Below are 13,968 nucleotides of genomic sequence, written 5' to 3' on the forward strand. Positions count from 1 at the left end.
AGCCCGTGCGGCGGATCCTGGTCCTGGGTTTGCTCGCCGCCCTCGCCTTCGCCCTGCCCGCCGCCGCCCTACCCGCCTTTGCCCAGGCCCCGCCGCCGCGCCAGTCGGCCGTCGCCTCGGGAACCTGCGGCGTGGCGGTCAACGCCTCGGGCCAGGCCCGGGTGACGATCACCAACAACTGCGACGCCAAGACCGCCGCCATCGTCCAGAAGCTGATCGACAGCGATCGCCGCCAGACCGCCCAGATCGAGGCCCTGATGCGCCAGGTCGAGCTCCTGGCCAAGGCGGTCCAGACCACCAACGCCGAGGCCGCCCGCCCCGAGGCGACGCCGGCCGCCCGCGACGCCGCCACCCGCCTGGCCGAAGGCGACCCCACCGCCGCCGCCGCCGAACTGGGCCGCAAGGCCGCCGCCGCGAGCGGGGACGCGGCCGAGCTCTATCTGAATCAGGCCAGCCTGCTGGCCACCCGCGACATCGCCGCCGCGCGGACCGCCGTCGAGCGCGCCCTGGCCATCGATCCCGACAACGCCTCGGCCCTGTCCCTGGCCAGCGACCTGGCCGTGGACGCCGGCGACACGATCGGCGCCGCCCGGTTCCTCCAGCGCGCCCAGACCCTCCTGGAAGCGCGACTGGCGACCCAGCCCGAGGACGCGGAGGCCCAGCTGCGTCTGGCCGGCATCCACACCCAGATCGGGGACCTGGCCGGCGGGCGCGGTGACCGCGCCGAGATGCGGCGACGCTACGCCGCCGCCCTGGCGCTCCTGGAGCGGCGCGCGGCGCGGGCGCCCGACGACCTGGACCAGCAGCACGACCTGGCCATGGGCCAGATGATGCTCGGCGAAATCGCCCTGCGTCTGGGCGACCTCGACGAGGCCCAGAGGCGCTACGAGGCTCTGCTGGCCATCACCCAGCGGATCTTGGCGCGCGATCCGAACTATGACGAGGGTCAGCGCGACCTCTGGATCGCCGACAACCATCTGGGCGACCTGGCCCAGCGCCGGGAAGACCTTGTCCAGGCGGGGGTCCGATATCAGGCCTCCCTCGCCATCGCCGAACGCCGCGCCGCCCAGGCCCCCTCCGACGACGACCGGCAGCTGGACCTGGCCCTCAGCCACGGAGCCCTGGCCAGGTTGGCCGTCGCGAGAAAGGACGCCGCCGAAGCTCGCATCCGCTATCGCGCCAGCCTGGCCATCTTCGAGCGGCTGGCCGCCAAGGACCCGGCCGAGGGCGAATGGCAAAGGAGCCTGGCGGCCTGCCGTCGCGAACTGGGGACCTTGGCCTGGCGGGAGGGCGACCTGGCCGCCGCCCAGACCGAGTACGAGGCCGGGGCGGCCGTGCTGGAAAAGCTGGTCGCCCGCGACCCGAACAACGGCGACTGGCGGCTGGAACTGGCCCGACTGCACCTGACGCTGGGCGCCCTGCTCCAGAAGCGTGAAAACTTTCCCGACGCCCGGCGGCGCTTCGAGGCGAGCCTGGCGCTCTATGCCCGGCAGGCGGCGCTGGACCCCGCCGACACTCAAGCCCGAGCGAACCTGGCCCTGGCCCATGAGCAGTTGGCCGACCTGGCCAAGGCCCAGGGCGACAACACCGAGGCGCGCCGCCAGTACCTCGCCGCCCTGCCCGAGCGCCAGGCGGCGGCGGCCGGCGATCCGGACGACGTCGACCTGCAGGTGGCCCTCTGGGAGGCGGAGCTCCACGTCGCCGAGATGGCCTACAAGGCCAAGGACCTGGACGAGGCGCGGCGCCGGTTGGAGGCGGGCCTGGTCGTGATCCGCACCCTGGCCGCCAAGGCGCCAAACGATCCCGACCACCGCGCCAAGGTGGAGCACACCCTGGCGCTGATCGAGGCGATGAAGGCGGCGGGAACGGCGCCTTAGCCCCCCTCAACGGCGTCATCCCGGGCACAAGGCCCGGGATGACGGCTGGTGAGGGCTACAAATACTTGCTCAGGCTCAGCGACGAGAGCGTGCTGATCATCGAGAACAGGGCTTCCAGCTGGGTCTGGTACTGGGTGGTGAGCACCGCCGCCTGGGTGAGGTCCGCGCCCTTCAGGTCGGTGACCAGGGCGTCGATGGCGTCGATCTTGGCCTCGTTGCGGCTGGTGATCGTGTCGAGCGACGAGGCCTGGATGGCGATGGTTTCCTGCAGGGTGCCGATGCCGGTCAGGGCCGTGCCCGCCTGGGCGTAGGCGTCGGCGATGGCGTCCGGGTCGGTGGGATTGGCCGCCACCGTGGCGATGGCCCGGGCCAGTTGCTCGAAGGCCGAGGCGTCAGCCGAGACCGACAGCCCCACCCGCTCTCCCTCCGAGCTGACATAGGTCCGCCCCGCCGCCGCCCCGCCGTAGTAGGACGTGTCCGCCCCAGCCGTCGGGTCGTAGCCGTCGGCGGAGAAGTCGACGGGCGCGACGTCGACAGCCTGACCCGAGAACAGGTAGGTCCCGCCCTGCTGGCTGTTGAGCAGGGCCTGCAGGTCGGTCAGCCAGTCGGCCGCGTACTGGCCGGCCGTGTCGGCGTCGAGCGTGGAACTGCTCATCATCGAGGCCAGCTGGGTCTTAATGGTGGTGGCCAGGTCCGCGATCTCGCCCACCGCCGAATAGGCCGCCTGGATGTAAGCCGAGGCTGAAGAGGCGGCGGTGTTGTCGGCGGTCAGGCGGGCGCTCTGGTTGCCCAGGGTCAGGACGCTGGCCGTGCTAGTCGCAATGCCACCGTAGGTCTGGGACTTGAGGCCCGACGCGGTCTGCGCCTGCTGGTCGGCCAGCTTGGCCTGGACCTTCAGACTGGCCGCCGTCATCAGGCTGGTGTGGGCGAAGGTGGCGACGCGGCTGAGCATCAGCTGACCATGCTCACGAGGGTGTCGAACAGGTCCTTGGCCAGGGAGATCAGCTGGGCGTTGGCCTCGTACTGGCTCTGGTAGGTGGTGAGATTGGCCAGCTCCTCGTCGATGTTCACGGCCGTCAGGTTCTGCAGGCGCGAGGTCGCCGCCTCGCTGGCGGCGGTGGAATTGGCGCTCTGGGTGGCGGCGGCCGCGATCATCGTCGCCGCGCTCGAGACGAAGCTGGAGGCGTAGGAGGCCAGGCTCGTTGTCTTGGCCGACTGACTGCCCGTGGCCGCGAACGACACCGAGGTGTTCAGCAGGCTGGAAAGCTTGTCGGCGATGGTGCTGTCGCCCGAGGCCAGGGCCAGGTCGCCGGTCGCCAGGATCGAGGTCATCGAGAGGGCCGCCGTCGGCAGGCCGCTGGCGTCGCTGGTCAGCTTGGACGACACGCCGATGGTCGAGGCCGAAGAGCCGGTGAACAGGTCGTTGAACCCGAACTTCGCCGAGATCCCCGCCCCGTCGTCGACCAGGGCCACGCCGTTGGCGCTGCTGGTGGCGGCGATGGTCAGCTTGCCGTCCGAGCCGATGCCGGCGGACAGACCGCTGATCCCGTTCAGCGCCGTGACCAAGTCGCCGACCGTGGCGTAAGCGGAAAGGTCCAGGTCCTGGCTCGACACCGTCTTGCCGCTGGAGTCGGTCACCGCCACCCGAAGCGTACCGGTCACCGAGAGGGCGTCGCCGGCGCTCACCGCGCCCGAGCTGGTCAGGCTGCTGGGCGCGGGGACCGACGAACCGGCGTTGGTCACGGCGTTGACCTGGGCGATCAGGGTGGAGGCCATCGCGTCCAGCTGGTCCTGCTGGGCCGGCAGGGTGGTGTCGCGCAGGGTGACCAGGGCGCCCAGTTCGCCGGTGGTCTGGCTTGAGGTGATGTCCTTGCCGTTCAGCAGGATGCCCGAGATCGAGCCCGGATAGGTCGCGCTCGCGCCCAGGGTGCTGGAGGCGGTGTAGGTCAGGGTGGCGGCCGTGGTGCCGAGCAGGGCGTCGCCGCCGGTGGTGTAGACCCGCAACTGGTTGTCGGACGTGAGGTAGCTGGAAACGCCCATCAGGCCCGACAGGGTGCTGAGCGCCGCGTCGCGCTGGTCTTCCAGGCTGGTGGTGTCGCCGCCCTGGGCGGAGACGGTGGCGATCTGGCTGTTCAGCGAGGCCAGGGTCTTGAGCGAGCTGTTGATCGTGCCGACCGTGGTCTCGATCTGGCTATTGGCCTGGGTGCGCAGCGATTGGACCTCGCCCGACAGGCTCTTGATCCCGCTGGCCAGGGACGAGGCGTCGGAGACCAGCTGGGCCTTGCTGGTGGCGTCCGCGCCCGACGATAGGGCCGACAGGGCCGTGGCGAAGGCCGTGAGCAGGCTGGAGACATCGTCGCCGTTGGCCGTCGAGCCCAGGGCCGCGTCGTCGGACTGCATGTAGCTGTCGGTCACCGCGTCGCCCCCGGCGGCGGCGGCGGTCTTCAGCACGGTCTTGGAAAGATAGCTGTCGGCCACGCGCAGGATGGTGGCGTCCGACAGGGTCTGGGTGGTGGTGCTGACCGCGCTGGTGACGGACTTGCGGCTGTAGGTCGCGTCGTCGGCGTTGGCGACGTTGAGGTTGGCCACCGCGATCCGGGTCTGCGAAGCCGTCAGGGCCGAGCCCGCCGCGCCGATGATCGAGGACAGCGACATGGCGGTCAGTCCTTGCGGGGACGGTAGGAGCGGTGCGCGGAGAGACCGCGATTGACCGCCGCGATCCGCAGGCGACCTTCGGTCATCTCGGCGTCCAGGCGCGACAGGCGCGTGTCGAGCGCGGCCTGCACCTCGTGCAGGCTGGACAGCAGCAGCAGGCGATCGGCCTCGGGCGCGGCGGCCAGCCCTTCGGCCACGCCGCGCGCCAGGGCCCGGGCCTCTTCCACCGTGGTGACCAGCGGCGCGTCGCCGCCCACCCGGCGGGCGTGCTCTGCGCGCAGGCGCAGGCGCTCGATGGTGTCCATCAGCGCACCGCCTGGATCAGGGTGTCGAACATGTCCTTGGTGGTGGAGATCACGTTCGAGGCCGCCGAATAGGCCTGCTGGGCGATGATCATCTTGTTGAATTCGGTGGCGATGTCGGTGGTCGAGCCCTCCAGGGCGCTGGCCACCAGGGTGCCGGAGCTGCCGTCGCCCGGCAGGTTGACGTGCACCTGGCCGGCGTTGGTGTTCTCGTCATAGACTGTGCCCGAGACGTGGGTCAGCCCGTTGGGATTGCTGAAGGTGGCGACCGGGATCTGGTAGATCGCCAGGCTCACCCCGTTGTCGAAATTGGCCGTGACCAGGCCGTTGGCGTCGATGGTCACGCCCGACAGCTCGCCGTAGTTGGCGCCGTCCTGCTCGATGGTCGGGGTGATCGACAGGGTCGAGGAGGTCGAGGCGAACTGGGTCAGGCCGTCGGTGCCGCCGGCGGCGCCCAGGTTCAGAGTGATGGCGCTGGTCGCCGCCCCCGTCGAATAGCTGGCGATGCCGAGGGCCACCGGCGAGGGATCGGTCGAGGCGAGACTCCCGTCGGTGTTGAAGGTCACCGTCACCGTGGACGGCGAGATCACCCCCGAGGTCGTGGTGGTGTCGGAAGTCAGGGTCGGGTTGGCCAGGGCCAGCGACCAGGTGTTGTCGCCGGTCTTGGTCCAGGTCTGGCCCACGGTGTGGCTGACGCCCAGGCTGTCGATCACCTCCATGCTGGTGGTGAAGGCCTGGCCCGTCGTGGCGTCGGCCGGCAGGTTGGCCGACATGGTCACGTTCTGGGTGGCCTTGGCCGTGCCGCCGATCGAGTTGAAATTGATCGCCTGCAGGCTCGACAGGTCGCTGGCGTTGCTGGCCAGCACGTTGCCGTCTGCATCGGTGGGCAGGCCCTGGAGGTAATAGCCCTCGCTGTTGACCAGGTAGCCGTCGGCGTCGGTCGAGAAGCTGCCGTTGCGGCTGTAGACCAAGTCCGAAGAGGTGTCGCCCGGGTGGGCCGAGACCACGAAGAAGCCCGCGCCGTCGATGGCGACATTGGTCGAGGTGGCGGTCGAGGAGATCACCCCGCCCACGCTCAGCGCCTGGCTGGACTTGGCCACCACCGAGCTGGTCGACTTGGCCGAGCCCATGGCCCCGGTGACCAGCGACTGGAAGTCGACCTCCTTGGTCTTGTAGGCCGTGGTCGAGGCGTTGGCGATGTTCTCGGAGATGGCGGCCAGGGCCAGGCTCTGGGCCGACAGGCCCGACACCGCAGTGGAAAGGGCGGAGGAAAGGCTCATCGCGTCCGCCCCTTAGCTCTGGCCGGAGGCGAGCAGCTGAACCTGGGTCAGCAGCGACGACATGTTGTCCGACATCGTCGTCAGCGTCTGGTTCATGCTGATCTGCTGCTCGAGGCCCGAATAGGTCGCCAGCTGGCTGGTGAACTCGGTGGGGTCTTCGGGATCGAGCGGGTTCTGGTTGGTCAGCTGCGTCATCAGCAGCTTGAGGAAATCGGTGGTGCCCAGGGCCAGCGAGCTGGACGCGCTGGAGGTCGTGGCCGTCGTCGCGGCGCTGGTGGTCGAGGTGATGGCGGTCATTGGAAACCCTCCGGTGACGCCGGGCGGCGCCGTTCGCAGGGTTCAACGGAGGGTGCGGGGCGGATGGGGCGGTGTTTTTTTGGGGCCGCTTGTCGGACCGTTTCCACGCCCCCTACGCCCGTCATCCTCGGACTTGTTCCGAGGACCCCTGGTTCAGCCGAGAAGAAGGACAATCCGTGGAGCGGTGAGGCCGCGACCGCTCTTCGACCGGCAAACCAGCCGACAGAGGGGTCCTCGGAACAAGTCCGAGGATGACGGGCGTGGAGGGCGGCGAAAATAAACCGCCCCATCCGCCGCGCGCGCCCCGTTCAACGCTCTCGAAGCCTGGCCGCGCAGAACGGCGGAAGGCTTCCCGCGCCGGGTCGTCCGGGGCGGCCTCAAGAAGAGAGCCGGATTAGAAAATGCCTGTCATCTCAACCAACACAGCGGCCAACACCGCCCTGCGCTACCTGAACACAAACAGCGCCGCGCAGAGCGAATCCCTGGCCAAGCTGTCGAGCGGCTCGCGGATCGTGAGCGCCAAGGACGATGCGTCGGGTCTCGCCATCGCCACGTCCATGAACGCTGACATCACCGTGCTGAACCAAGCCGCCACCAACGTCACCAGCGGCACCTCGGTGCTGAACACGGCCGACGGCGCCCTGTCCAACATCGCCGACATCCTGCAACGGATGAAGTCGCTGACGGCCCAGGCGCAGTCGGGCAGCTCCAGCACCGACGACCTCAGCTACATCAACGCCGAATACACCCAGCTGAAGGACGAAATCGACGACATCGCGTCGACGACCAACTTCAACGGGGTGGCCCTGCTGTCTTCCAGCGGGACCTCGGTGGCGACCACGCTGGGCACGGCCGCCAGCCCGGGCGACCTGGACACCGACTACTTCAAGGTCGAGACCGGCAACACCAGCCTGGGCGCCGTCAGCTACCTGGCCGACGGCACGGCGACCACCGTCGACGTGGGCGACTATGTCGACGCCGACGGCAAGCTGCTGCTGAACGCCGACGGCACGGCCAAGGCCACCGCCGAGGACCTGCTGGCCGACTCGGTCAACACGGTCACCTGGACGGCCACGGCCGGCACGGGCACCAGCGCCTACACCAACGGCGCCGGCGTCGACTTCCTGGTCGGCACCTCCAGCAGCGACACGATCAGCGTCAAGCTCGAGGCCGCCGATACGGCGTCCCTGGGCATCGACGCCACGTCCATCACCAGCGCCGCCTCGGCGGCCACGGCGATGGACGCGATCGACGCCGCCATCACCCAGGTCTCCGAGGCCCGGGCCAATGTCGGCGCCACCCTGTCGCGCTTCGAGTACCGCGGCGACGTGATCTCCACCTCCCTGGAGAACCTGCAGTCGGCCAAGTCGGCCATCTCGGACGTCGATATCGCGTCCGAGCAGACCAACTACACCAACGCCTCGACCCTCACCTCCGCCGCCATCGCCGCCCTCGGCAAGGCCAACGAGATGAGCCAGTCGCTGCTGAAGCTGCTGCAGTAGCAAACCTGGGCGGGAGGGTTCCCTGGCCCTCCCGCCGCTTTTCCCCATTCACCCTGAAGGCTCGCGCGAAGGTCCGTCATGACCACGACCAGCAGCGTCTCCACGTCCGGTTCGACCACCTACGTCACGGGCACGGCCTCGGGCCTGGACACCGACGCCATCATCGACGCGGCCGTGGCCCAGAAGACCGCCCGCGCCGACACGATCGACGCCAAGGTCACGGCCAACAAGACCAAGATCTCATCCTACCAGACCCTGCAAACCCTGCTGCAGGCGGTGTCGGACTCGATGTCGAGCCTGGCCTCCTCGACCTACAGCTCGATCTCGACCAGCACGAACGCCTTCGACGAGAAACAGGCCTATCTCACCGCCTCGGACGGGACCGACGCCACGGGCGTGCTGGCCGTCAGCGCCGACAGCGACGCCACGGCCGCCTCCTACGAGATCACCGTCACCCAGCTGGCCAAGGCCCAGAAGGTCGCCTCCGCGACCCAGACCTCGGCCAAGACGGCCCTGGGCCTGGACGGGGTGATGTCGCTCTCCGCCGCCGACGGGACGGCCGTCGACATCACCGTCACCGCCTCCATGACGCTGAACGACCTGTCGACCGCCATCAACGCCAAGACCGCCACCAGCGGGGTGACCGCCACGGTGATCAACACCGGGACCGGCGCGCGGCTGGTGCTGTCGACCACCAACACCAACCAGGCCATCACGGTCGGGACCACCTCGGGCGACGACGTGGCGCTTGGCCTGGGCCTGACCGACGATACCGGCGCCTTCGCCTCGCAGCTCCAGGCCGCCCAGCCGTCCATCGTCACCATCGACCAGCAGACCATCACCAGCGACGGCAACGAGCTGACCGACGTGGTGCCCGGCCTGTCGATCTCGCTGCTGCAGACCACCACCACCGGCCAGTCGATCACGCTCGACGTCGAGGCCAACTACGACGACATCAAGACGGCGATCACCGGCTTCATCGACGCCTACAACGCCCTGCGCGAATTCGTGGTCACCAACCAGACCGTCGGCTCGGACGGCACGGTGCCCGAGGACGCGGTGCTGTTCGCCGACAGCATCCTGCGCGACGCCAACCGCCAGCTCTCGGCCCTGCTCTCCGGTTCGCCCGCCTCGTCCGGCGGCGACGTCGCCAACCTGGCCGACCTGGGCATCACCTTCGACGCCAACAACAACCTGCAGCTCTCCAGCGAGACCACGCTGGACAACCTCTTGCTGACCAACCTCTCCAGCATCGCCGGCTTCTTCGAGACCAGCTTCACCAGCGACAACGCCGGCCTGAAGCTGATGAAGAACGCCACCACCCAGTCGTTCGACTTCAGCCTGGAGGTCACGGCCGTGGACGGGGCGATCACCGGCGTGACGGTGGGCGGCAAGAGCGGCCTCTTCACCGTGGCCGGCAGCCTGATCACCGGCGCCAAGGGCACGATCTACGAGGGCCTGTCCTTCGCCCTATCGCCCGCCACCACCGGCGCGATCGCCGTGAAGGTGCAGCAGGGCTTCGCCAACCAGATCACCAGCCTGCTCAGCGGTTTCGCCAACACCACCAACGGCACGATCCAGACCCAGATCGCCAGCCTCGAGACCATCGACACCGACCTGGCGTCGAAGGCCGACGACATCCGCACCGACGCCGAAGCCTACCGCACCAAGCTGGTCGCCAGGTACGCGACCATGGAGAGCGAGCTGTCGGCCGCCCAGCTTCTTCAACAGCAGATCAAAGCCATTCTCGGAGCCAGCAGCAGCGATGACGACAGCTAACGCCAAAGCCTTGGGAGCCTACGCGGCCGCCCGCAATCTCAACCAGAACCCGCGCGACGTGCTCGCCGCCGTGCACGAGGCGCTGTACGGCGCCATCGCCTCGGCAAAGCTTGCCCACGAGGCCGGAGCGCTGGATCAAATGTGCCGCCACGTCGCCCGCGCGACCCAGATCCTGATGGTCCTGTCGACCAGCCTGGACTTTTCGGCCGCCGGCCAGGACGGCGCGATGCTTCGCCGGTTTTACCGTTCGTTGCTGGAAATGCTCACTGAAGCCTCCCGCCAGCGCAGTATGTCGCCTTCGTATCAAAAATCTCTCGACCTTCTCCAACCTTTCTGCAAATCTCTCAGAGGTTACGAATAGTACGAACAAAATGTATCTCTTGAGTATCAGCTAGTTTTACTATCGTTGTTATTTGAAATCTGGCCCATGTTTTGCCTGTACCATTTTCAGACACGCTCTGATTTGGACCGAAACAATGCCTGGTTCGACGAACATCGATGGCGCCGACAGCCGCTCGGACGAAGACCTGTTCCTGGCCTGCGCCGGCGACGAACCCGGCGCCTTTCGCCTAGTGGTCGAGCGGCACATGCGGATGGTGCGGAGGCTGGCGCTCAATGTGCTGGGCGACGCGCACGAGGCCGAGGACGTGGCCCAGGAGGTGTTCGTGGCCGTGTGGAAGGCGCGGCTGGACTGGCGGCCCGAGGCGCGGTTCTCGACCTGGCTGCACCGGGTGACGGTCAACAAGGCCATCGACCGGCGCCGCTCGCTGCGCGGGGTCTCCCAGGCCTCGCCGGAGCCGCAGGAGACGCTGACCCGCCTGGCCGACGCCGACCAGCGGGCGGCCCGGCCCGAAGGCGCCCCAGAGGACGCTCATGTCCGCCTCGAGCGGATGGAAAGCGCCAAGAGCCTGCGCCTGGCCCTGGACCGCCTGCCGGCGAGCCAGAACCAGGCCCTGACGATGTTCTATTTCGAGGAGCTGGACGTTGGTAGAATCGCCGACCGTCTGGATTGCTCGGAACAGGCGGTGCGGTCGCTCCTCAAGCGGGGGCGCGCCGCGCTGAAGACCAATCTCCAGAGACAGAAGAAGATCTGTAGCCATGGATATCGCCCGGTTCAAAGCCAGCCTCGCCAGCCTGGGGGCCGATCTTGAGCGCTGGCCGCCCGACGAGGCGGACGCCGCCGTCGCCCTGCTGGCCACCAGCGACGAGGCCGTGACCCTGTTCGCCGAGGCCACGGCCGACGACCTGGATATCCTCGGTGACGACGGGGCGAATCTCGACGCCCTGGTCGACGCGACCCTGGGCCGCGTCGAGCGGGACGGATGAACAGCCGGACCGCTTTGTTTCAGGCCCGAGCGCGAAATCGCGGCAATATTTCAGTTCGCTGCGGAAATGTTTCCGAACGATACAAAACGGTACCGACTAGACGCCTAAAACCTTGAAAAAGCGACGGTCCGCGACTTTTCGCCCATGGCGAAGGTCCCGAGGCGGCCGTAATCTGCGCGTATGCTCAGCGCCATGATCCAGCCCGCGACCGCCGACACCGCCAACGTCCTTCTCGTCGAGGACGACGACGTCCTGCGCCAGGAAATGGCGGCCTATCTGTCGAGCCAGGGCTATGCGGTGCGCGAAGCCGCCACGGTGGCCGCCGCCCGCGAGGCGATGGAGACCCGGCCGGTCGACGTGATGGTGCTGGACGTCAACCTGCCCGGCGAGAACGGCCTGTCGCTGTGCCGCCAGGTCGCCGGTTCCGACGGTCCGGCCATCCTGCTGCTCAGCGCCCTGGGCGACCCGGTCGACCGCATCGTCGGGCTGGAGCTGGGCGCCGACGACTATGTGGTGAAACCCATCCCGCCGCGCGAGCTGCTGGCCCGGGTCAAGGCCCTGATGCGCCGCCGGGCCGGCGGCAAGAGCGGCGCCCGCAGCGACGTGCGCGCCTTCGCCGGCTTTCGCCTGGACGCGGCCGCCCGCCAGCTGACCGCTCCCAACGGCGTGCTGCTGCTGCTGACCCCCGGCGAATTCACCATCCTGACCACCCTGGTCGACCACGCCCGCTCGGTGGTGTCGCGCGACGAGCTCTTGACCATACTGGCCGGCGAGACGGTGGAGACCTTCGGCCGCCGCATCGACCTGCACATCAGCCGCCTGCGCCGCAAGATCGAGGCCCAGTCCGACCAACCGCTGATCCGCACCTATCGCGGCATGGGCTACATGCTGGACGCCAAGGTCACGGTGGAATGACCAGGCCGGGGGGCCTTTTCAAACGACGGTGGCCGAGCCCGCCGATCGCCGTCCAGGTGATGGCGCTGCTGCTGGCCGGCCTGGTGGTGGCCCAGACCGTGACCCTGGGCCTGACCCTGCTGCTGCCCCCGGCCCCGGCCATGCACCACACCCTGGCCGACATCGCCGCCGGCCTGCGCGGCGCCCCGGCCAAGGGCGATGACGACCGCCCGCTGGTCCGCACCGTCGAGACCCAGCCCCCCAGCCTGCAGAGCCCCGGCTGGGTGGCCTCCGAGCCCGCCAGCGCGGACCTGGCCCGCCTGCTGAACGTGCCGCGCCAGGACGTGCGGCTGCTGTTCTACGCCCCGCCGCCGTTCGCCGGCGCCGAGAGCCGCCGCCCGGGCCATCCGCCCATGGCCCTGATGCTCTTCACCACCTATGCCGAGGCCCAGACCCTGCCACCGCCCGGCGCCATGGGCCCGCGCGGGCCGATGTTCGGCCAGGCGCGACCCGATCAGGGATTCGGCGGCCAGGGCGCGGCCATGCGCGGGAGCTTCCCGCCGGGCGCCGCGCCTGGCGGATTCCAGGGCGGCGGCTTCCAAGGCCGCGCCGCCGCGATGCGCCAGATGCAGACCGGCGGCCAGCGGGCGTTTGGAAATGGGGCCGGCGGCCGGACCTTCGACCGCTCGGCGGCCTTCGCCTCGTCCGACCGGTCCGGGCGCGGGACCGACCCGCTGTTCTCCGCGCCGTTCCGCTCGTCGTCGGTCTATGTCCTGCCCCCGTCGCTGCGCGGCGATGCTCCGGTCTCGACCCCGCTGGACCCGGTGGCCGACGCCGCGGCCCGCGAGCCGACCCCGCCGGCGCCCGCCGCACCTGTCGCCGCCGCCCGGACCGTCGTCGCGGCCGAGCCGCCCCCGGCCGCGCCCGTCGTCCAGACCCCGCCGCCGGCCCGCGCCGCCGCGCCCGAGCCGGACGTCCCCGGCCGCCCCCTGCCCGCTCCGACCGCCCGCAGCCTGTTCGGCTTCGCTCCGCCGCCGTTCATCGAGGGCGACTTCGTGGCCGCCCTGCGCGTGGGCCCGGACCAGTGGGTGACCCTGCGGCCGCAGCCCGAGGCCTTCCCCAACAGCTGGCAGCGCCGGGTGCTGATGTGGTTCGCCCTGTCGCTGGCCGTGGTGGCGCCGCTGGGCTGGATCTTCGCCCGCCGCCTGGCCGCGCCCCTGGCCGGCTTCGCCGCCGCCGCCGAGCAGCTGGGCCGTGACCCGGCCTCGCCGGTGATCGTCGCCGACGGCCCCGCCGAGATCGGCCGCGCCGCCCGGGCCTTCAACGCCATGCAGGGGCGCCTCAGCCGCTACATCACCGACCGCACGGCGATGATCGGGGCCATCAGCCACGACCTGCGCACGCCGCTGGCCCGCCTGCGCTTCCGCCTGGAGCGCGCCTCGCCCGCCCTGCGCCGCGAGATCGGCCAGGACCTGGACCAGATGGAGGCCATGATCACCTCGGTCCTGGCCTTCATGCGCGAGGACGCCGAGGCCGGCGCCCGCCAGCGGGTGGACCTGCGCTCGCTGCTGGAATGCGTGATCGACGAGGCCGAGGTCACCGGCGCCGACGTCGCCCTGGAGCCGGGCGAACCGGCCGAGGTCGAGGTCTCGGTGCTGGGCCTGCAACGGGTCTTCGCCAACCTGGTCGGCAACGCCCTGAAGTACGGCGACACCGCCCGGGTGCGGATGAGCGTCGAGGGCGACGAGACGGTGGTCGAGATCCAGGACGACGGCCCCGGCCTGGAGGCGAACGAGCTGGAGCGGGTGTTCACCCCGTTCTATCGCGGCGTCGAGGCCCGCACCTCCAGCAAGCAGGGCGTGGGCCTGGGCCTCAGCTCGGCCCGCTCCATCGTCCGCGCCCACGGCGGCGACATCCGCCTTAGTCTGCCCGGTCACGGCCTGCTGGCCCAGGTGCGGTTGCCACTGGCGGGCGGAGCGGTGCTGGCGCCGCCGGAGCGGTTGCAGGCGGCGGAGTAGGATCTCCCACCGCCCTCTTTAATGGCCGTCATTCCCGC

At 69.7% G+C, this 13,968-nt stretch carries 13 protein-coding genes; 8 read left to right on the forward strand and 5 right to left on the reverse strand.

What is annotated here, in order from left to right:
- Window positions 1-5 precede the first annotated feature (5 nt).
- Window positions 6-1,877: a tetratricopeptide repeat protein gene (locus AC07OA_RS01655; protein ID WP_494662019.1), complete on the forward strand. Its 1,872-nt coding sequence runs from the start codon at window positions 6-8 to the stop codon at window positions 1,875-1,877.
- Between the two features lie 55 nt (window positions 1,878-1,932).
- On the opposite strand, the gene AC07OA_RS01660 is transcribed toward AC07OA_RS01655, so the two are convergent.
- From AC07OA_RS01660 to AC07OA_RS01680, 5 genes are read right to left on the reverse strand one after another with little or no spacing between them, the layout of a single operon-like run.
- On the reverse strand, window positions 1,933-2,829 hold the full coding sequence (locus AC07OA_RS01660; protein ID WP_494662020.1) for a flagellin: 897 nt from the start codon (window positions 2,827-2,829) through the stop codon (window positions 1,933-1,935).
- On the reverse strand, window positions 2,829-4,532 hold the full coding sequence (gene flgK, locus AC07OA_RS01665; RefSeq protein ID WP_494662021.1) for a flagellar hook-associated protein FlgK: 1,704 nt from the start codon (window positions 4,530-4,532) through the stop codon (window positions 2,829-2,831). The genes AC07OA_RS01660 and flgK overlap by 1 nt, the downstream gene beginning before the upstream one ends.
- Before the next feature lie 5 nt (window positions 4,533-4,537).
- Entirely contained in the window at window positions 4,538-4,837 is a 300-nt protein-coding gene (locus AC07OA_RS01670) for a hypothetical protein (RefSeq protein ID WP_494662022.1), read from the reverse strand.
- Window positions 4,837-6,114 carry a flagellar hook protein FlgE gene (gene flgE / locus AC07OA_RS01675; RefSeq protein WP_494662023.1) on the reverse strand — a complete coding sequence of 426 codons (1,278 nt, stop codon included), beginning with the start codon at window positions 6,112-6,114 and terminating at the stop codon, window positions 4,837-4,839. The genes AC07OA_RS01670 and flgE overlap by 1 nt, the downstream gene beginning before the upstream one ends.
- A 12-nt stretch (window positions 6,115-6,126) precedes the next feature.
- Window positions 6,127-6,411: a flagellar hook assembly protein FlgD gene (locus AC07OA_RS01680; RefSeq protein WP_494662024.1), complete on the reverse strand. Its 285-nt coding sequence runs from the start codon at window positions 6,409-6,411 to the stop codon at window positions 6,127-6,129.
- Between the two features lie 401 nt (window positions 6,412-6,812).
- Between AC07OA_RS01680 and AC07OA_RS01685 the strand changes: the two genes are divergently transcribed.
- From AC07OA_RS01685 to AC07OA_RS01715, 7 genes are all read left to right on the forward strand, one after another.
- A complete protein-coding gene (locus AC07OA_RS01685; RefSeq protein WP_494662025.1) occupies window positions 6,813-7,913 on the forward strand; it encodes a flagellin N-terminal helical domain-containing protein in 1,101 nt (366 codons plus the stop codon).
- A gap of 78 nt (window positions 7,914-7,991) precedes the next feature.
- Window positions 7,992-9,692 (forward strand): flagellar filament capping protein FliD, encoded by a 1,701-nt coding sequence (fliD, locus tag AC07OA_RS01690; RefSeq protein ID WP_494662026.1) that lies wholly within the window; start codon window positions 7,992-7,994, stop codon window positions 9,690-9,692.
- Complete coding sequence (locus AC07OA_RS01695; protein ID WP_494662027.1) at window positions 9,679-10,053, forward strand: flagellar protein FliS; 375 nt, start codon at window positions 9,679-9,681, stop codon at window positions 10,051-10,053. Before fliD ends, AC07OA_RS01695 begins: the two co-directional genes overlap by 14 nt.
- 115 nt (window positions 10,054-10,168) lie before the next feature.
- A complete protein-coding gene (locus AC07OA_RS01700; RefSeq protein ID WP_494662028.1) occupies window positions 10,169-10,843 on the forward strand; it encodes an RNA polymerase sigma factor in 675 nt (224 codons plus the stop codon).
- Window positions 10,791-11,018: a hypothetical protein gene (locus AC07OA_RS01705; protein WP_494662029.1), complete on the forward strand. Its 228-nt coding sequence runs from the start codon at window positions 10,791-10,793 to the stop codon at window positions 11,016-11,018. Before AC07OA_RS01700 ends, AC07OA_RS01705 begins: the two co-directional genes overlap by 53 nt.
- A 192-nt stretch (window positions 11,019-11,210) precedes the next feature.
- Window positions 11,211-11,933: a response regulator gene (locus AC07OA_RS01710; RefSeq protein WP_494662030.1), complete on the forward strand. Its 723-nt coding sequence runs from the start codon at window positions 11,211-11,213 to the stop codon at window positions 11,931-11,933.
- Complete coding sequence (locus AC07OA_RS01715) at window positions 11,930-13,930, forward strand: sensor histidine kinase (RefSeq protein WP_494662031.1); 2,001 nt, start codon at window positions 11,930-11,932, stop codon at window positions 13,928-13,930. The genes AC07OA_RS01710 and AC07OA_RS01715 overlap by 4 nt, the downstream gene beginning before the upstream one ends.
- The last annotated feature ends 38 nt before the right edge of the window (window positions 13,931-13,968 follow it).

It is taken from the genome of Caulobacter sp. GW821-FHT09B08 (assembly GCF_059418225.1).

What these genes read in the sequence shown, in the direction of transcription:
- flgK (WP_494662021.1), bottom strand. Translation starts at nt 4,532, where the DNA reads ATGTCGCTGTCCTCGATCATCGGCGCGGCGGGCTCGGCCCTGACGGCT.
- AC07OA_RS01700 (WP_494662028.1), top strand. Translation starts at nt 10,169, where the DNA reads ATGCCTGGTTCGACGAACATCGATGGCGCCGACAGCCGCTCGGACGAA.
- AC07OA_RS01660 (WP_494662020.1), bottom strand. Translation starts at nt 2,829, where the DNA reads ATGCTCAGCCGCGTCGCCACCTTCGCCCACACCAGCCTGATGACGGCG.
- AC07OA_RS01705 (WP_494662029.1), top strand. Translation starts at nt 10,791, where the DNA reads ATGGATATCGCCCGGTTCAAAGCCAGCCTCGCCAGCCTGGGGGCCGAT.
- AC07OA_RS01670 (WP_494662022.1), bottom strand. Translation starts at nt 4,837, where the DNA reads ATGGACACCATCGAGCGCCTGCGCCTGCGCGCAGAGCACGCCCGCCGG.
- AC07OA_RS01685 (WP_494662025.1), top strand. Translation starts at nt 6,813, where the DNA reads ATGCCTGTCATCTCAACCAACACAGCGGCCAACACCGCCCTGCGCTAC.
- AC07OA_RS01680 (WP_494662024.1), bottom strand. Translation starts at nt 6,411, where the DNA reads ATGACCGCCATCACCTCGACCACCAGCGCCGCGACGACGGCCACGACC.
- AC07OA_RS01695 (WP_494662027.1), top strand. Translation starts at nt 9,679, where the DNA reads ATGACGACAGCTAACGCCAAAGCCTTGGGAGCCTACGCGGCCGCCCGC.
- fliD (WP_494662026.1), top strand. Translation starts at nt 7,992, where the DNA reads ATGACCACGACCAGCAGCGTCTCCACGTCCGGTTCGACCACCTACGTC.
- AC07OA_RS01710 (WP_494662030.1), top strand. Translation starts at nt 11,211, where the DNA reads ATGATCCAGCCCGCGACCGCCGACACCGCCAACGTCCTTCTCGTCGAG.
- flgE (WP_494662023.1), bottom strand. Translation starts at nt 6,114, where the DNA reads ATGAGCCTTTCCTCCGCCCTTTCCACTGCGGTGTCGGGCCTGTCGGCC.
- AC07OA_RS01715 (WP_494662031.1), top strand. Translation starts at nt 11,930, where the DNA reads ATGACCAGGCCGGGGGGCCTTTTCAAACGACGGTGGCCGAGCCCGCCG.